Raw genomic sequence first — 18,273 nt, 5'->3', positions numbered from 1 at the left:
ATCCCGACTTCCCTGATGTGGCCGCCTACGAGTACGTCGAAAAGGGGCTATCTTGAAACGTCACCTGGTTCCGGGTAGCAAGCATCGCGGGTGGGATTCCATGGCGGACTGGCGTGATGGCGCGGCCAGCGCGGCAGACAGGGAGACCTGCTTTCAGATCCTGAGCCGGCGCAGTCTTCTTCTAAGCCTGCTTGCCACCGCCGCGTCGATCTCGTTGCCGATCCAGGCGCGCGCGCAGGTGACGCCGAGCTGCTCCACCACCGGCACGACCTACAACTGCAGCCTGAGTGGCGCATCGACCGCTTCAGTCGCTATCAGTCCACCCAATCCGTCGGGTCCGCCCTTGAACCTAGCGGTCACGAACAATGCCAATTTCGTTTATGCGGTTCCCTCCAGTGCAGGCTCTGCGCTGGCGCTTTCCGCCGTGGCGGGCGCTGGCCAGAGCGCCCAGGGCATCACGCTTAGCAACCAGGGCAATATCGTTCTCTCGCTGGGGCAGCCGCTGGTCAATGACTATGTCTTCGGCATCTCGGCCCAGCAAATCGGCGGTGGCGGAACCGACGCGGTGCAGGGCATCAGCATCACGAACGATGCCAGCATTACGCTAAATTTGTCCGGTCTGCAGGCCACCGGCGGCGCGGCCATCTGGGCAGCCGACCAGAGCGCCAATGGCAATGATGGCGGGACGCCTTATGGGGTCCAGATTACCAATACAGGAACGATCCAGGCTTCCTTGAGCGGTACATCTGGGTTCGCGGGAATACAAGCCGTGACGATTGGCGGCGACGGCCCCAGCAGCTCGGATTCGGCCGGATACGGCGGCTCAGCGACTGTTACCAACAGTGGTTCGGTGGCACTCAACTGGACATGGCAGAATGCCGGCAGCACCAATAACGGCGTCTGGGGCATTCTGGCTTACTCGCAGGCGGGTAACGGTCTTAATACAAACACCAGTGCCAGTGGAAATAACGGCACTCCCGGTGGCAATGGAGGCCCTGCGACGGTGGTTGTTCTTCCGGGCGGCGACGTCACGGTCAGTGTGCAGGGCACGCCTCCGTCCACCGCTTCCCTGCCTAGTGCGGCGGTCGCGGCCATCAGCGTGGGCGGCGCTGGCGGGTCTGCGCAACAAGGCAACGGCAATAGCGGGGCCTTTGGTGGTAACTCCGGAAATACGCAAATCACTCTTACCGACGCCTCCGTGACAGCCACAGGCGATAACCTGCCCGGTTTGCTGATTTACGCCGCGGCAGGTGCCGGCGGCTATGGCGGTACGCCAGCAGGATCCAGCGAGGGTAATCCTTCCCAGAACGGCGCTTCGAGCACCTGGGTGAACGGGGGCGGCATCACGGTTGCGGCTCAGTCCAGGTCGATAACGATATCGACTGCATCCAATGGCGTTGGCCTGTCGCCCGCGATAGCGGCAACGTTGCAGGGCGGCGCGGGCGGATACGGCGGATACAGCCAAGACTCCGGGTTCTCTACTTCGTATGGCGGAGACGGTGGCAACGGCGCCAGTGTTGGCACAATCAACATCCAGGTTCAGGGCAGTAACGGCAACACCGTCACGCTGGGCACTACTGGCGTCAGTTCGGCCGGCATTTATGCATCGGCCCTGGGCGGCGCCGGTGGCTATGGGGGTGGGGCATACACGGTGATAAGTGGACACGCACACGCTGGTGACGGTGGCGGGGGCGGATGGGGTGGAAATATCAATGTGTCGGTGGGCTCGACGGTCATCCAGACTCAGAATATCCAGTCGCCCGGGATCGTTGCACGATCCGAAGGAGGGGTAGGCGCATCGGGTGGCTTCGCCGATGCGGGTACGGGCACGGCCTACGGCGGCAATGGAGGCTCTGGCGGGGGGACCGGCAATGTGTCCATCCAGACGGACAGCGCATCGTCGATCATCACCCAGGGTACCGATTCCATGGGCATACTCGCTCAGACCGTGAGCGCGGCCGGCGGTAACGCGAACGGCAACAACTCCATCGGCGGGGGGAATGCGGGCGACGCCGGACTGGGCGGCGGTACGGGTAGCGTTACGTTGACCAACGGGGCCTCGATCACGACGATGGGCGCGACCGCGCGCGGCATACTGGTGCAGTCCATAGCGGGTTCCGGTGGCACGGGCGGATCCAGTTGGTCGCTCGCTCATTCGGGCGGTGGCACGGGCGGGAACGGCGGTGGCGCGGGCGTGCTGGACATCACGAACAGCGGCACCATTGCCACGGGCGGAGCCAACGCTCAAGGCATACTCCTGCAGTCGATCGGCGGCGGCGGTGGAGCCGGCGGACAGGCATCCGGCGTGATCTCAAACCTGGGCGGCAGCGGCGGCACCGCCACCAGTGGCGGCGCGCTTACTTTCACCAATAGCGGCGCGATCAGCACCGGCGGTCAGGGCGCGATCGGCGTGCTAGGTCAGTCCATTGGCGGTAGCGGTGGCGATGGCGGTGGCGCATCGGGAATTACGGTCACCGTTGGCGGCACGGGCGGCAGTGCGGCAGAGGGCGGCGCGATCACGGCCAATTTGAATAGCGGTTCTAACGTGATCACCTCCGGTGATGGCGCGCACGGCGTGATCTTCCAATCGATCGGCGGCGGTGGCGGTAACGGTGGTGATGCCGACAGCACGGGCACGTTCGTGTCGGTAGCGGTGGGCGGCAGCGGTGGCTCTGGCGGCGCCGGGGGAACGGTTACCGTCAATACGAGTGGCGCAAACATCTCTGCCGCGGGCAATAAATCCGCCGGCTTGATCGCGCAGTCGATCGGCGGGGGCGGTGGCACCGGCGGGTCGGCGATGGCAACATCCATCGGCGCGGTGTTCGATACGTCGGTCTCGGTGGGCGGGACGGGCGGTAGCGCATCCAGCGATGGCGGGCAGGCCTCGGTCACCCTGGTCGGCGGCGCCATCGCCACTGGCCAGGATCCGCGCCTGACCCAAGGATCCATCGCGGGTCCGTGCCTAGGTTCGTCGAGCTCGACCGGAGCATGCAACGTGCTGCCGGTCGACAGTCATGGCGTGGTGGTGCAGAGCATAGGCGGTGGCGGTGGCAAGGGCGGACAAGCGACTGCTCAGTCGATCGCGGTCGCCACGCCGGTTACACCCGGTGGCTCGCAATTGGCCGTCAGTGCGGCAGTGGCGGTCGGTGGCAATGGCGGCGCGGGCGGTGACGGGGGAACCGCACAGTTTTCCCTATCCAGCGGGGGCACGATCACGACATCGGGCAACGGTGGGGTCGGCGTGCTGGTCCAAAGCATCGGCGGTGGCGGCGGCGATGGCGGTGACTCGTCGGCGATGGCCGCGGCCATGGGTTATGGGTCGAGCCCGGTGCCGTCGGACGGCAAGGCACCAGGCGTCACCCTGACCGCGACCGTAATGAGCAACGGCGGCCAGCCAGGCAACGGGGAGACCGTACAGGTGGCGGTGGGCGGGACGGTGTCGGCGGATGGCACGACGTTCACCTGCGATTGCGACGGCACCTCCACCTTCATCCAGACCTACGGTGATTACGCTTCGGGCATCCTGGCGCAATCCATCGGCGGCGGGGGTGGAAATGCGGGGCAGGGAAGCAGCAGCACGCAGAGTTTCGGTACGGGGTCCAGCACGTCGCTGTCGTTCAATGTCGGGCGCAGAGGCGCATCGGGGGGCAGCGGTTCACCAGGGGGCAACGGCGGTAACGTTACGCTCAACCTGTACCCTGGAAACGGCATCCAGACCTGGGGTGCCGGGGCCGTGGGCGTCATCGCCCAGTCCATAGGCGGCGGGGGAGGAACATCCGAGGGCGGGTCTTTCAGCATCGCGCAGTCGTACCAGGACTCCTCGGGCACGACCCAAAAGCCGGGCATGAACGTCAACCTCGGCAATGAGTCCAGTGACGCTGGCGGCACGGGCCAGACGGTGAGCGTGTCCGTGCAGGCGCCCATCGTGACCCACGGCAACGATGCGACCGGCGTGCTGGCGCAGTCGATCGGCGGTGGTGGTGGCAAGGGTGGTTCGGCCGCATCGGATGGCTCGGCCGATAACCCGGTACTCACGGCATTGGAGGGCCGCGAGTTCGAGAGCAACGTCATCAATTACATCAACAGCGAAGGCAGCTCGTCGCCGCAGTCCAACACGACGATGAATGTCTCTATTGGCGGAACTGGCGGGTCGGGCGGCGCGGCCGGACAGGTGTCAATGACGCTCGCGTCGTCGGTCGCGACATTGGGCAACCCGGTTACGTCGGGAGGCAACCAGCAGGCAAGCACAGGCGATTGGGCGCACGGTATCGTGGCGCAATCGATCGGCGGGGGCGGGGGCAAGGGCGGCTCGGCCATGGCCACGGGCTCGGGTGCCGATCCGGCGGAAGTCAACGTCTTCTACAACATCTCTGTAGGGGGGGCCGGTGGCAGTGGCGGCGCCGGCGGGCAGGTGAATGTCAACTTCCAGGACGGGGCCGCTATACAGACGTCAGGCTACGGCGCCACCGGTGTGATCGCGCAGAGCATTGGCGGTGGCGGGGGCATCGGCGCCGATGGATCCGACGCCGGCGCGGGCAATGTCTCGGTCGGGTTTGGTGGCAGCGGCGGCAGCGCAGGCGTGGCGGGAAACGTCGACTTCGAAAACAGCGCATCTAACGGCTCGATCAGCACGGCCGGAACGTTCGCGGACGGCATGAATCTGCAGTCGATCGGCGGCGGCGGCGGTATCGCTGGTGCAGGCGCGAGCGTGTGGGTCCCCTTGGGGTTGCCGCAAGTGTCCGGATCAATGACCTTCACGGCTGGTGGCGGCACCGCCTCCAGCGGCGCAGGCGGCAACGTCACTGTCAACCAGAACTTCGCGAACAATGCCCCGCTCAACATTAACGTCTCGGGTTATGGCGCGTACGGGATCGTGGCGCAAAGCATCGGCGGTGGGGGCGGCAACCTTATCGTCAACCAGGCTGGCTCGGGCGATCCAAGCATCAAGCTTGGTGGCCTGAGCGGAGACTCGAGCGCTACCGGCGGTTCGGTGCTGGTGCAATTGACCACGCCCTCGACTATCAACGCCAATGGCGTCGCCGGCATCGGCGTGGTGGCGCAATCCGTCGGTAGCGGTGGCGGCATTATCCGGGTCAACGATGGCAACAACAGCACGCCCTCTCTGACCACCGCCTACAACTCGGCCTTCGTGAATCAGAGCAATCCCGGCCCGGCGAACGGCGGGTCCGTGAATATAAACTCCTATGCCACCATCAATGCCAACGGACCCGGCGGCATCGGGATTTTCGCGCAGAGCGTGGGTGGAGGTGGCGGTTTGATCCTGAACGGTTCCACACTGTATGCCGGCGCGCCGTTGCAACAACATAAAGACTGCACGACCAGTTCGTGTGGCGGCGTCTCGGCCGGCAGCGACACTGCCTTCGCAGTGACGGTCTCGGGCGGGTCCGTGTCCGCCACCGGCTCGAACGGTATCGGTATTTTTGCGCAGGCGGCGGGCTATGGCACGCCTGGCGGCGGCACGCCCGACGTGCAGATTGGCAGTTGGGGGCCCACCGCGACGGTTACTGGCGGTACTGGCAACGGCGCTGGTATCTGGATCGATCGGCCCAACGGCACGTCCTCCGACAATGATGCCTGGGTCACCGTCAACGGCGGCGGCGTCGTCACCACGTCGCGACGCTCCGACGGCCTGGCGATGCTGGTAACCGGCGGTGGCATCATCGCCCTGGCCAATTACGGCAACATCACTGGCGCGCTCGAGCTGAACACCTCCCAAGGCATCGTAGGAAATGGGACATGGCATCCCAGCGCGCTGACCAGCCGCGGCGCTCTGCAAAACGACCGCGGCAGCCTGAACAACTATGGCACGTGGACGCCCGGCCCGACGGCCAATGCGGATGTCCTGAACCAGGGGGCGATCCAGTTTGACAACGCCGCAATGACGACTCGTATGAACGGCCATTACATCCAGACGGACAGCGGACGTCTCAGTCCCATGATTGACTCCTTGAGCGGCAAGGCGAGCCTGCTCGATATCAGCGGTAGCGCTTCCGTAGATGGCGTTATCGTGCCCAATGCGACGTCGCTCCTAACCGGTATGGTGACGATATTGAAGGCGGGCGGCCTGACTTCCACCGCGCAGGCGCAGGATTCGTTGCTGTTCGATTGGGATGCCAAAACGCAAGGCACCACCATCAACATCACACCCAACGCGACCTTCAAGCCGGGTGGTGTTTCGCTGACTGCCAGTCAGTCCTCACTAGCTGACTACCATACCCGAGCCTGGAACAACTCCGATCCACTATTCGCCAAGCTGTTTGCCGGCTTGTCGCAGATCGGAGATTCCGGCACTTACAAGTCCGCGTTGAATACGCTCTCGGCCAAGGCCACGCAGGCCCAGTCGATCGCGCTGTCCAATGCCTCGGGCACTATTCTGGGATCCTCGATGAGCTGCCCGGTGTTCGAGGGCAGCACGGTGCGGCTGGGCGAGGACAACTGCGTCTGGGGCAAGATCATTGGGCGCTGGTCGGATCAATCGTCCGGAGGTGACGTCCAGGGCTATCACGTCTCGGGCACTACCTACCGTATCGGCGGCCAGCATCAGGTCGCGCCCGGTTGGTTCCTCGGTGCTTCGGCTGCGGCCGGCCGAAGCTGGGCGCGCATGAGTGGCGGCTCGAGTGGCAATGGCGATATCTACGACGGCTCTATTACGCTCAAGCGCGTGATGGGGCCATGGTCCTTCGCCGGTTCGGTTGCGGCGGCCAGAGGATCGTTTGACACCAACCGCAACGTCAACCTGGGTGGCGTGAATCGCACAATGACCAGCTCGCAGGATATGACCTTGCTCGGTGCGCGCTTGCGGGCAGGCTACGAGTTCACGTTCGATAGCGGCTATATCAAACCGTATAACGATATCGACCTGATCTACACGCACCTGCCGGGATTCAAGGAGTCGGGTAATGAGCCTGGCGCCCTGAAAGTTCGTGGCAGCGACAAGACCAACGTCGTGATCTCGCCGATGATTGAGTTCGGCAAGCGCTTTGACCTCGATCCGAAGACCAGCTTGCGCGCCTATGCAGCCGTGGGTATGAGTTGGCGCCCGGATAGCTCGCGCACGATCCACTCGAGCTTCCTGGGGGCGTCATCGGCTGACGGTACCTTCACCGATTACGTGAAATCCCCTGAACTGCTAGGCAAGATCGATATCGGCGTGCAGATCTTCAGATTGGGCGGCATGGAAATGAAGGCCGGCTACACCGCGGACTTCGGCAACTCGTTCGTGAGCCAGACGGCCAGCGCGCGTTTTGCGTATCACTTTTGAGCCTTCATTCAGCATCCTGCGCCCACGGTTCCTTAGTGACTAGATCGGCCAGGTAATCGATGAGGGCCTGCACACGCGCCGGCCGGCTGCGTCCTGGGGGCGTCACGATGTGCAATGCGATAGGTTCGACCTCCCAATCGCACATGACGGTCTCCAGCGCGCCCGATTGCAAGTCAGGCCAGGCCAGGAACTCTGGCTGTAGTGCCACGCCGAGTCCGGCCAATAGCGCTGGCGTCAACGCCTCAGCGTTATTGACATGCAGATTGGTCGGTATAGTTTGTGTGACCTCGCCATGCAGCGGGTGGCGAAAGCGCCAGGTTGGTCCACGGCGTGCATACACATATTGCAGCGCTTTGTGATTGGCGAGATCGCTCGGATGCCGTGGTCGCCCATGGCGCTCGAAGTAAGAGGGCGAACCGACCAGCAGGATACGGACCCGGCACAGGCGGCGAGCCAACAAGCTGGAATCGACGAGGTTGGCGATTCGCAGCGCCAGATCGAAACGCTCGGCCACCAGGTCTACTTGCTTGTCGTTGAATTGCACGTCCAATTGCACCTCGGGGTGCGCCTGCATGAAATCCGGCAGAATCGGTGCCAGGCGTGCGATGCCAAATGACATGGGTGCCGAAACCCGGATCAATCCACGCAAGCTCGTGGACTGCTCCGCGACCTCTGCCTCGACTGTTTCGCCTTCTTGCAGAATGCGGGTGGCACGGTCTAGTGCGGCATAACCGCTTTCAGTCAATGTCATGTTGCGCGACGTGCGATAAAAAAGCATTGTTTTCATGCGTGTTTCCAGGCGCGTGACCGCCTTTGATACCGTCGCTTGCGACAACGAAAACTCGGCGGCGGCTCGCGCAAACGAGCCGACTTCCGCCACCTTCGCAAATATTGCCCACGCTTCCAGATCTGGTATTTTTTTCATCAAGATTTCCGAAATGACTGGGTTGGACTAATAAATAGTTTTCGCTATTCATTTCTTAAAAAGCGTTCAAGGAACTAACAAGAATGGAAACGATGGAATTCCATATGTCTTGTTCCGAGCGTCTTTGGTTGTCTCTAGACTGAAACGGATCGAACTTTGCTTGCCGCAGGCAGGCATGGTTGAACTCCCGTTCCATCAGCCTCGGCAAAAGCCAGCTGGCCAAAGAGTCTTGCATGACCAAAATGACTGAATTGACATCGCCCCTCACGGGCCAACCTAGCAACGGATTGTTCCCCGCCCCTGCAGCCGTGCCGACGGGATGTGCTGAACGCCCGAACAAACGCCAGTGCAATGAGGGCTGATATCGGGCCATATATCAAAGAGCTTCGCGCGGCCTTGCTTTTGCGCCTGATATTTCTGCTGCTGTTGCCACTGCCCATCTTAGCAGCCAATGATGTGCGCCCCACATTCGAAAAGACCCGCTATGACGAAGACTGGTCGTTGATGCGAGATCCCGCTCAGCGCATCGACTTCCTGGACAGATCGAAATTCATCGCGCTCAACACAGAAGGCACCAACTGGCTGTCGCTGGGCGGCGAGGCGCGCTGGCACTACGATTACATAGACAACCCAGGATGGGGCGATGATCCGCAAGACCCACATGGCGTTTTGCTTGAGCGCTATCTGTTGCACGCGGACCTGCATCTGGGTAGACGCTTGCGGGTGTTTGGCCAACTCTATAGTGCGCGGGAAAACGGCAGGACCGGTGCCCCGGCGCCCATCGACGAGAATCGCCTGGATATGCAGCAGGCATTTGCTGACGTCGTACTCGGAGATGGTGACAATGCCGCGCCGATGCTGCGAATCGGCCGCCAGGAAATGGCCTATGGTTCGTCACGGCTCATCGACGTGCGCGAAGGCCCTAATGTGCGCCGAAGCTTTGAGGGCGCGCGCCTGCTGACCCAGGCTGGAGCGTGGCGCACGGATGTCATTGCGGTGCGACCCGTCCTCGCGCAGGTCGGAAATTTCGATGACAAGAGAGATCCCGATCAGGCTCTCTGGGGCATCTACGCGTCCAATCCCGCACTGACGCAACTTCCATGGGGCAGCGGGCTCGATCTCTACTACCTGGGCTATCGACACCGGTCGGCGAGCTTTGACCAGGGCACTGCCGCAGAGCAACGGCACACGATTGGTGCGCGGCTATGGGGCGATCGCGGAGGCTGGGATTGGAACTGGGAGTTTATTGGGCAAGGCGGGCGCTTTGGCCAGGGCCACATCGCCGCCTGGAGCCTCTCGGCAGAGACCGGCCATACCTGGCCAGAGGCAAAGGGCCTGCCGAGAGTAGGGCTGTCAGTCAATGCAGCCAGCGGCGACAAGGACCCGAACGACGACGATCTTCAATCGTTCAATGCACTGTTTCCACGCGGCAACTACTTTTCCGAACTCGCGTTGTTGGGGCCACGGAACTTCGTGAACCTACGCCCCAGTATCAGCTTCCAGCCTGCTCGCTCCGTCACGATGACAGCAGATGTTGATTTTTTCTGGCGCCTGGAGACACAGGACGGCATTTATTCGCCCAGCGGTGGCCTGCTGCGTAGCGGACAGGGCAGCGGTGCGCGTTTCGTCGGCACGGAACTGTCTTTGAGCACCGCGTGGAACATTAATTCCAGGTGGACCTTGACCGCAATCTATTCGCGCTTCATATCCGGTCGCTTCATTCGGGAAACTGGATCGTCCTCCGACATCGAGTATGTCGAGCTCACCCTGCAGGCAAAGTTCTAAATGTCGCTTTTTTTTGGTTGATCGATTTTCAGAAATGACCATGCCAAAAACAGAAAGCATGCAATTCGATTCGTCGGATTCTGGACAACGAGTACGCGATTTAGACTTCGATTTTCGCTCTGGTAGAGGGGAACCATCGGCACCCTTGCCGCGATTGCGTGACTGCTGTCGTTTCCGCTCCAAGCTTGTAGCCCCTAATTTCGTCAACCAAAGGAGATAGTCGCGTGTCCAACAAATACCTCGAACTTCTGACCCCCCACAACAGCCAGGTCATCTTCATTGACCAGCAGCCGCAAATGGCTTTCGGCGTACAGTCGATCGATCGCCAAGTACTGAAGAGTAACGTCGTGGGCTTGGCCAAGGCGGCCAAAATTTTCAACATCCCGACCACCATCACCACCGTCGAGACGGAAAGTTTTTCCGGCAATACCTTCCCCGAGTTGCTGGCCGTGTTTCCAAAGAACAAAATCCTGGAACGCACTTCGATGAATTCCTGGGACGACCAGAACGTACGCGATTCGCTGGCCGCCGCCGGGCGCAAGAAAATTGTCGTTTCTGGTCTGTGGACTGAGGTGTGCAACCTGTCGTTCTCGCTGGACGCCATACGTGACAGTGACTATGAAATCTATATGGTGGCCGACGCGTCGGGAGGGACTTCTATGGACGCACACAAGTACGCGATGGATCGCATGATTCAGGCTGGCGTGATCCCTGTCACTTGGCTGCAAGTGCTGCTGGAATGGCAGCGCGACTGGGCGCACAAGGAAACCTACGACGCTGTGACCGGCCTGGCGAGGGAACACGCCGGTGCCTACGGCATCGGCATTGACTATGCCGTCACCCACGTACACAAGGGGCCTGAGCGCGTCGAACATGGCGAGCGCGTTGGTCCCAACCCGGCCAAATAGTAAGGCGACTGACGCTGGGCGTGTCGCGGTCACGGCACGCCCAGCGTCAGTGCCTGCGCGGCGCAACGCACTGCGCAGGCATCGTATGCCGCGCATCCCAATACCCTGTTCGAGGTGTGTATGAAGCTCTATGTATTGTCCCTGAGCGCCGGTTTGCTCGTCGGCGTCATTTACAGCATGTTGAGTGTCCGCTCTCCTGCACCACCTCTGGTCGCACTGATCGGGCTGCTGGGCATTCTCATCGGCGAGCAAATCATCCCGGTCAGCAAGCAGTTGCGCAGCGGCGTTGCGTTCAACACCGCCTGCGAGAAGACCCAAGCCACCCATCATGTATTAGGTCAGTTGCCCGGTCGGAACACGGTCGGCAAGGTATCCGAAACAGATCAAGCATAAGCACCACCACGGCAATCCTTCGAGCCTGTGCGTGACGGCGCGTGCTTGGTTGATTGGGCGGGCGAGTGCACTTGAATCATCAACTGGAGTCAAACCGATGATATCCCGGAGAAAAGTTGTCGGTGCCGCAACGTCGCTGGCATCCGCGTTGGCGCTGAACGGCGTCTTGGGCCGCAGTGCGGCAGCTGAAGCATTCAGAAAAGGAGAGTCTTCCATGTCCGATGCTGTTCCCGACATTATTTTCCACAACGCCCAGATCACGACGCTTGATCGCAGCAACCCCGTTGCCAGCGCCGTGGCGATCAAGAACGGTCGGTTTCTTGCCGTCGGCACGGACTCGGATATCCTGCCCTTGGCCGGTTCAGCCACCCGGGTCGTCGATCTCAAGCGCCGCAGCGTGTTGCCCGGTCTGTTCGACAACCACACCCATGTGGTACGCGGTGGCTTGAACTACAACCTTGAATTGCGCTGGGATGGCGTGCGCTCGCTGGCCGATGCTCTAGACATGCTCAGGCGCCAGGTCGCGATCACGCCTGCGCCGCAATGGGTGCGCGTGGTGGGTGGCTTCACCGAACATCAGTTCGTGGAAAAACGCCTGCCGACCATTGCAGAAATCAATGCGATTGCTCCTGACACACCCGTGTTCCTGCTGCACTTGTATGACCGTGCGCTGCTCAATGGCGCGGCCTTGCGCGCCGTCGGTTATACCAAGGACACGCCCGAGCCACCGGGCGGCCAGATCACCCGCGACGGTAATGGCAATCCCACCGGTCTGCTGCTGGCTAAGCCCAATGCGATGATTCTCTATTCCACGCTGGCCAAGGGGCCGAAGCTGCCGTTCGACTATCAAGTCAACTCCACTCGGCATTTCATGCGCGAACTCAACCGCCTGGGCGTGACCGGCGTGATCGACGCTGGCGGCGGTTTCCAGAACTATCCGGACGACTACGAAGTCATCCAGAAGCTGGCCGACGAAGGACAGATCACCGTACGCCTGGCCTATAACCTGTTCACGCAAAAGCCCAAGGAAGAAAAAGAAGACTTCCTGAAATGGACGTCCAGCGTGAAATACAAGCAGGGCGACGACTATTTTCGCCACAACGGCGCTGGCGAGATGTTGGTGTACTCGGCCGCCGACTTCGAGGACTTCCGCGTCGAACGCCCGGATATGCCGCCGCAGATGGAGGGCGAGCTGGAGGAAGTGGTACGCGTGCTGGCGCAGAACCGGTGGCCGTGGCGGCTGCATGCGACCTATGACGAAACCATTACGCGCGCGCTGGATGTGTTCGAGAAGGTCAACGAGGACATCCCCTTGGAGGGCATCAACTGGTTCTTCGACCACGCCGAGACGATTTCCGACAAGTCCATCGACCGCATTGCGGCGCTGGGCGGCGGCATCGCCGTGCAGCACCGCATGGCCTACCAGGGCGAGTACTTCGTCGAGCGCTACGGGGCCCGGGCAGCCGAGGCCACCCCACCGGTCAAGCGCATCCTGGAAAAGGGCGTGAAGGTCTCGGCCGGCACCGATGCTACCCGCGTGGCCTCCTACAACCCCTGGGTGTCGCTGTCGTGGATGATCACCGGCAAAACGGTCGGCGGTCTTGGCTTGTATCCGCGGCACAACCTGCTCGACCGCGAAACGGCGCTGCGTATGTGGACCGAGAACGTGGCCTGGTTCTCCAACGAGGAAGGCAAGCGCGGCCGTATCGAGGCTGGTCAGTTCGCCGACTTGATCGTGCCGAGCAAGGATTTTTTCAACATTCCCGAGGACGAGATTTCCTTCCTGACTTCGCACCTGACCGTCGTGGGCGGCAAGATCGTCTATGGCGATGGCGAATTTGCTGGGCTGGATGACAACCCGCTGCCGCCGGCCATGCCCGACTGGTCGCCCACGCGTACCTTCAAGGGCTACGGTGCCTGGGGCGAGCCAGACGGCGCCGGCAAGAAATCGCTGGCACCACTGCATGCCCAGGCCGTCGCTGCTTGTGGATGCGCCAGCGGCTGCGGTCTACACGGCCATGACCATGCGCGAGCCTGGGCATCCAACGCGCCGGCATCGGATCTGAAAGGATTCTTCGGTGCGCTGGGCTGCTCTTGCTGGGCCGTGTAAAGGAAACCGACCCCATGTCAACTCTCGACCCCTTTGCAAGCAAGCTGGCCGCCGCCGCGCGGCCGTTGTTTGGCAACCGCACCGTTCGCTTCGTCGCCTATCTGGGCATGTGTGCGGCATACCTGCAGGGCGGCCTAGTTAAGCTCACCGATTTTCCTGGTGCGATCGCCGAAATGACGCATTTCGGGTTGTCGCCGGCCCCGCTGTTCGCGGTGGCGGTGATCGCGCTCGAGTTGGTGGCCTCGTTGATGATCCTCACGGGGTGGCTACGTTGGCTTGGGGCGTTGGGGCTGGCCGGCTTTACGCTACTGGCCACCGGTCTCGCCCTGCGTTTCTGGGAGTTGCCAGCCGGGCAGGAGCGCTTCTTCGCTGCCAATTCGTTCTTCGAGCACCTCGGATTGGTCGGCGGTTTTCTGCTGGTGGCATGGCTGGATTTGCAGGAGAAACGGACATGACGGACAAGATCGCTGCGTCGAACGAATCGTCGAGCACCTTCGCGCCCCTGAGGCAAACCCTGTTCGCGGTGCTTTGGGTGGCCACCGTGGTCGGCAATACTGGCAGCTTCGTCCGCGATGTTGCCAGTGCGTGGTTGATGACCGATTTGTCGACTTCCCCTGCGGCCGTGGCACTGGTGCAGGCTGCAGCGACATTGCCCGTGTTCCTGCTGGCGATTCCCGCAGGCGTGCTGGCTGACATTCTCGACCGGCGAAAATTCCTGATCGGCATCCAGTTCCTGCTGGCCGGCACCAGCATCAGCCTGATGCTGCTGTCCGCAGCGGGACTTCAGTCGGTGGGCTCGCTGGTCGCACTGACCTTTCTCGGCGGCATCGGCGCGGCGCTGATGGGGCCAACTTGGCAGGCCATCGTGCCTGAACTGGTTCAGAAGAAGGATTTCAGGAGTGCAGTGGCACTCAATTCGCTGGGCATCAATATTGCGCGTGCCGTCGGTCCGGCACTGGGCGGGCTGATCCTTGCCAGCATGGGTGCGGCCTTCACTTATGGTGTGGATGTCATCAGCTATCTATTCATCGTGGCCGCCCTGTTGTGGTGGCCGCGTCCGAAGGCCCAACAAGATGTGTTATCCGAGAAGTTCGTTGGGGCCTTCCGTGCCGGGTTGCGCTACGCCCGCGCCAGCCGCGAACTGCACGTGGTACTGCTGCGCGCCTTTCTGTTCTTCGCGTTGGCCAGTTCGATCTGGGCACTGCTGCCGCTGGTGGCGCGCCAGTTGCTCGGCGGCGGCGCGGGCTTCTACGGCATTTTGCTCGGGGCGGTCGGCCTGGGTGCGATCGGTGGGGCGGTCATCATGCCACGGCTGCGCGCTCGCCTGGGCGTCGACGGTCTGCTGTTGATGGCCGCGCTGGTGACAGCGGCGGTGATGGCGTTCTTGTCCTTCGCTCCGCCGCAGTGGGCGGCGGTGGCTGCGCTGCTGGTGTTGGGCATCGCCTGGATCACGGCTTTGACCACGCTCAATGGCGTGGCCCAGGCCATCCTGCCGAATTGGGTACGCGGGCGCTCGCTGGCGGTGTATCTGACCGTGTTCAACGGCGCCATGACCTTGGGTAGCCTGAGTTGGGGTGCGGTTGCGCAATGGACTTCGGTGCCGTTCACCCTATTGGCCGGTGCGAGCGGGCTGGTGCTGGTCGGCCTGGTGGCCCACCGGATCAAGCTGCCTACGGGAGAGGCCGACCTCGTGCCCTCGAACCACTGGGCCGAACCGCTGACGGCCACGCCGGTCGAAAACGATCGTGGCCCGGTGCTGATCCAGATCGAATACCGCGTCACCGTGCAGGATCGGCCCGATTTTCTCAAGGCGCTCGCCCGGCTATCCGCCGAGCGGCGGCGCGATGGCGCCTATGCCTGGGGTATCACTGAAGATACCGCCGACCCTGGCCTGATGCTCGAATGGTTCCAGGTCGAGTCGTGGGCTGAACATCTGCGCCAGCACAAGCGGGTATCCAGGGCTGATGCCGATATTCAGGACGACGTACTGCGCTTCCATCAGGGCGAGCAGCGCCCGGTAGTACGCCATTTTCTGGCCTTCAACCATCCGCATGAAGGGCGTGCATAGGAGATTGCCATCCGGCACGTCAATCTCCCCCAGGCTTGGAGTCAGTCCTCTACCCGTCTGAACTGTCAGGCAGAGGTCAGGAAGTTGACAGCGGAGCACGTATAAGTTCGCAGTATGAGCTCAAGCAACAGTCAATATCCGGAAGAACCGCAGAACAATGGCGTCTTATGACCACGCATTCAATTTAAACGACCTAGCCATTTTTGTAGAAATCGCCAAACGGCAGAACATCTCCAAGACGGCGGAAGTGACAGGCGTTCCTTCGTCCACGTTATCGCGTCGTCTGAGTATTCTGGAAGCCCATCTCGGCGTGCAGCTTCTGGCCCGAAGCACGCGAAAAATGGCCCTTACCGAGGCGGGGAAACTCTACTTTGAACGCTGCCGGAAACTTATTGAACTTGCGTTTAACGCGCGTGAAGCGTTGCAGGAGGAGGGACGCCGACCCCGCGGGAAGCTAAAGATCTTGCTGCCCGGCACGCTTGAGTCGCTAAGGGTTATGGAAGTGATCGGCGATATCGTGCGAACTAGTCCCGAGTTGTTCGTCGAGTGCGACTATTACTTTGGCGAAAATTCACTTGCAGACTGCGAGTTCGACGTTGCGCTGAGATGGGGCACTCAGGCGGACACGGATATGGCCGCACGTTTGATTTGGCTCTTTCCCTTCCATCTTTATGCATCGCCAGCATATGTTGCGCGGCATGGGCAGCCGGAAACGCCGGAAGATTTGCAAGCGCATGAATGCCTGGTATTCGACGGTTGTCGCGAATTGCGGATCTGGTCGCTTGGACAAGGGAGTAAGCACCAACTCGTTTATCCGCAAGGGCCTTTGCGGATGAATAGTCTGGATATTACGTATCGCTTTGCCCTGGCCGGTATTGGCATCGCCGCGCTTCCTGCCCATCGCGATAGGCGCGATACGCTCGTGCGAGTATTGGAAGACTGGGCGCTCACGCCCGTTGCGCTTTATGCCACCTATGGCAGTAGCACGCCGTCGGTAAGTGCTCGCGCATTCGTCACGGCACTTATCGAATTGTCCCGAGGATCATGCAATGAGAAGTCCTCACGCGTAGCTGACAAAAATGTTCGGTTGCGGTCATGCTTGGGTCAGCTTCAGGAATCTACAGTGCAGGTGTGGGGTTGACAAGCGCCGCATGACTTGTCAACGCCAACCCGACAATCTCTGAAGGAAATTCATCATGACTACTCGCACTAACATTTCGCGTCTTCTTGCTTGCGCCATTTTGGGCACGGGCTTTGTTTCCGCTACTCAAGCACAAGAGGAAACGCCTGCCCAAACCGCGCACAGCACCAGCACCCGTGCCGAAGTCGTCGCGGACCTGCAAGCTTGGAAAGCAACTGGCATGGACGATGTGTGGCACGGAGAGAACACGCCGGACATTGATAGTCTCACGTATCGCGAGCTTCACGAACGCTACGTTCAAGCGAGCGGAAACGATACGTCAAAACTCGCGCAGCGGACTAACGGCAGTATGCTTCGTTGAGCGTTTCCACCGTCGTGATGGATGGGTGCGCACCTGCACCTATCCATCCGGCGGTGCTACTAGCTCCGGTGGACGTGGCGATGAAGTCGCGAGTCCAATGCATAGGCCCCGCCGCCTCGCGCCACCATATATAGCGCCAGAAATCCCATCAACACCGGAAACTCGATGCCACGGTCGATCCAGGGCCACGTCGGCCCGAGCGCATAGCTGATGGCTACCATTTCCAGGGCAACAAGGCATGCGACGAATCGCGTGCACAGGCCGAGCGCCAGCATGAGGGCACCGCCTGTTTCCAGCAGCATGACCAGGATTCCCAATTGCGGAGCGAATGGCAGCCCCATCACATTCTGGATCAGATTAATCGACCCGGCCATCGGGTCGGCCATGGAGCCGTGTGATGTGCCGAGCGCCTTGGGAAGACCGTGAGTGAACAGCACGGCACCGAAAGCGATGCGTAGCAGGGCGTAAAAGGCGGGTTCACAGCGTTCGCAGTATCGTCGCAGGATCGCAAGCGCACTTGGCGTTGGCTGTCCCATCGAGTTTGCCGTAATTTCCGTCGTCATCATCATTCTCCTTCAATAGCCGTGTGGGATGTAGTCCAAGCGTTGGTGAACGGCATGGCAGCTTTGCTATGGCGCAAGTGGTCTATCAAAAAAACGATGTGAGGTCAGGATGCGGAACCGGCGGGACGAACCGCGCGGACGCGATGCGCCCAGGCATGCGCGAGAAAACCCGCCGTTGCGCCGATCGCTGCGGCCAAGCTGAGGCTGGCGAAGCTATCTGGCGTGGGCGGCAGGTGCGAGGCAAAGTACGACACCAAGCCAAGGAAAAACCCGAGCAGGTTATTCAATACCGGCAGCCGGGCAAGCGACAGCGCAATCACCGTGATAACCATCACCACGGCACCGATTGCGTAGGTCCCCAGATGCGGGCCGAGGGCACCCAGCAGGTGGGCGCCAGCGATGCCTAGCGATAGTCCGATGAGTACGCAGCCCAGGTTGACCAGCCCAGCCTTGAAGTTGAAGCCGCGGGTAAAAAACGAGATCCAACCGATGAACATCGCCCATACCGGCAGCTCCAACACCACCGCACTCAAGGTGGCTGCCGAAGACGCCACGATCGATTCGCCCACTACGATTCGGAAATGCATATTCCAGGAATGACTAGCCGACATGGAACGCCTCCGTATGGATGTGCACACGGAACGGTCGGCGACCGAACGGCGTATCGATCGCGTCGATAAGGGTGGTTTTAAGTGCCGCGTTTGTATTCATGGCGTGCTCCGGATTGAAAGCGGGCG

12 protein-coding genes are annotated in these 18,273 nt (G+C 61.4%); 9 read left to right on the top strand and 3 right to left on the bottom strand.

All coding sequences use genetic code 11. The features are described 5' to 3' along the window. Positions 1-52 precede the first annotated feature (52 nt). Positions 53-7,282, top strand: a complete 7,230-nt coding sequence (locus ACYVDM_RS05515; protein WP_415789374.1) for a hypothetical protein — start codon at positions 53-55, stop codon at positions 7,280-7,282. A 4-nt stretch (positions 7,283-7,286) separates the two neighbouring features. On the opposite strand, the gene ACYVDM_RS05510 is transcribed toward ACYVDM_RS05515, so the two are convergent. Then, positions 7,287-8,207 carry a LysR family transcriptional regulator gene (locus tag ACYVDM_RS05510; RefSeq protein WP_415789372.1) on the bottom strand — a complete coding sequence of 307 codons (921 nt, stop codon included), beginning with the start codon at positions 8,205-8,207 and terminating at the stop codon, positions 7,287-7,289. 351 nt (positions 8,208-8,558) lie between these two features. Here ACYVDM_RS05510 and ACYVDM_RS05505 point away from each other — a divergent pair, with 351 nt between their 5' ends. The 8 genes from ACYVDM_RS05505 to ACYVDM_RS05470 all read left to right on the top strand — a co-directional run bounded on the left by ACYVDM_RS05505 (position 8,559) and on the right by ACYVDM_RS05470 (position 16,973). After that, positions 8,559-9,992 carry an alginate export family protein gene (locus tag ACYVDM_RS05505; RefSeq protein WP_415789370.1) on the top strand — a complete coding sequence of 478 codons (1,434 nt, stop codon included), beginning with the start codon at positions 8,559-8,561 and terminating at the stop codon, positions 9,990-9,992. A 224-nt stretch (positions 9,993-10,216) separates the two neighbouring features. Continuing rightward, a complete protein-coding gene (locus ACYVDM_RS05500) occupies positions 10,217-10,900 on the top strand; it encodes a hydrolase (RefSeq protein WP_415789368.1) in 684 nt (227 codons plus the stop codon). A gap of 120 nt (positions 10,901-11,020) precedes the next feature. Then, a complete protein-coding gene (locus ACYVDM_RS05495) occupies positions 11,021-11,293 on the top strand; it encodes a XapX domain-containing protein (RefSeq protein ID WP_415789366.1) in 273 nt (90 codons plus the stop codon). Positions 11,294-11,507: 214 nt separating this feature from the next. Further along, on the top strand, positions 11,508-13,403 hold the full coding sequence (locus ACYVDM_RS05490) for an amidohydrolase (protein WP_415789364.1): 1,896 nt from the start codon (positions 11,508-11,510) through the stop codon (positions 13,401-13,403). Positions 13,404-13,417: 14 nt separating this feature from the next. Continuing rightward, the gene (locus tag ACYVDM_RS05485; RefSeq protein ID WP_415789362.1) at positions 13,418-13,858 is read left to right on the top strand and encodes a DoxX family protein; all 441 of its coding nucleotides are present in this window, start codon (positions 13,418-13,420) and stop codon (positions 13,856-13,858) included. Then, positions 13,855-15,471 (top strand): MFS transporter, encoded by a 1,617-nt coding sequence (locus ACYVDM_RS05480; RefSeq protein ID WP_415789360.1) that lies wholly within the window; start codon positions 13,855-13,857, stop codon positions 15,469-15,471. The genes ACYVDM_RS05485 and ACYVDM_RS05480 overlap by 4 nt, the downstream gene beginning before the upstream one ends. Positions 15,472-15,628: 157 nt before the next feature. Then, the gene (locus ACYVDM_RS05475) at positions 15,629-16,612 is read left to right on the top strand and encodes a LysR family transcriptional regulator (protein ID WP_415789358.1); all 984 of its coding nucleotides are present in this window, start codon (positions 15,629-15,631) and stop codon (positions 16,610-16,612) included. Between the two features lie 55 nt (positions 16,613-16,667). Continuing rightward, complete coding sequence (locus ACYVDM_RS05470; RefSeq protein WP_415789356.1) at positions 16,668-16,973, top strand: DUF4148 domain-containing protein; 306 nt, start codon at positions 16,668-16,670, stop codon at positions 16,971-16,973. Between the two features lie 59 nt (positions 16,974-17,032). Here ACYVDM_RS05470 and ACYVDM_RS05465 read toward each other — a convergent pair whose 3' ends face one another. After that, entirely contained in the window at positions 17,033-17,536 is a 504-nt protein-coding gene (locus ACYVDM_RS05465; protein WP_415789354.1) for a DoxX family protein, read from the bottom strand. A 104-nt stretch (positions 17,537-17,640) separates the two neighbouring features. Further along, positions 17,641-18,147, bottom strand: coding sequence for a DUF1097 domain-containing protein (locus ACYVDM_RS05460; protein WP_415789352.1), 507 nt, complete (start codon positions 18,145-18,147; stop codon positions 17,641-17,643). Between the last annotated feature and the right edge of the window lie 126 nt (positions 18,148-18,273).

It is taken from the genome of Bordetella tumulicola, from assembly GCF_054779135.1.
Note: the sequence above shows the minus strand (reverse complement) of the source record. Positions and strands in the feature narration are given on the sequence as shown.

Bases quoted from the DNA above. Each gene is read 5' to 3' on its own strand.
- ACYVDM_RS05475 (WP_415789358.1), top strand. From the start codon at position 15,629: ATGGCGTCTTATGACCACGCATTCAATTTAAACGACCTAGCCATTTTT.
- ACYVDM_RS05480 (WP_415789360.1), top strand. From the start codon at position 13,855: ATGACGGACAAGATCGCTGCGTCGAACGAATCGTCGAGCACCTTCGCG.
- ACYVDM_RS05495 (WP_415789366.1), top strand. From the start codon at position 11,021: ATGAAGCTCTATGTATTGTCCCTGAGCGCCGGTTTGCTCGTCGGCGTC.
- ACYVDM_RS05465 (WP_415789354.1), bottom strand. From the start codon at position 17,536: ATGACGACGGAAATTACGGCAAACTCGATGGGACAGCCAACGCCAAGT.
- ACYVDM_RS05505 (WP_415789370.1), top strand. From the start codon at position 8,559: ATGAGGGCTGATATCGGGCCATATATCAAAGAGCTTCGCGCGGCCTTG.
- ACYVDM_RS05490 (WP_415789364.1), top strand. From the start codon at position 11,508: ATGTCCGATGCTGTTCCCGACATTATTTTCCACAACGCCCAGATCACG.
- ACYVDM_RS05460 (WP_415789352.1), bottom strand. From the start codon at position 18,147: ATGTCGGCTAGTCATTCCTGGAATATGCATTTCCGAATCGTAGTGGGC.
- ACYVDM_RS05510 (WP_415789372.1), bottom strand. From the start codon at position 8,207: ATGAAAAAAATACCAGATCTGGAAGCGTGGGCAATATTTGCGAAGGTG.
- ACYVDM_RS05485 (WP_415789362.1), top strand. From the start codon at position 13,418: ATGTCAACTCTCGACCCCTTTGCAAGCAAGCTGGCCGCCGCCGCGCGG.
- ACYVDM_RS05470 (WP_415789356.1), top strand. From the start codon at position 16,668: ATGACTACTCGCACTAACATTTCGCGTCTTCTTGCTTGCGCCATTTTG.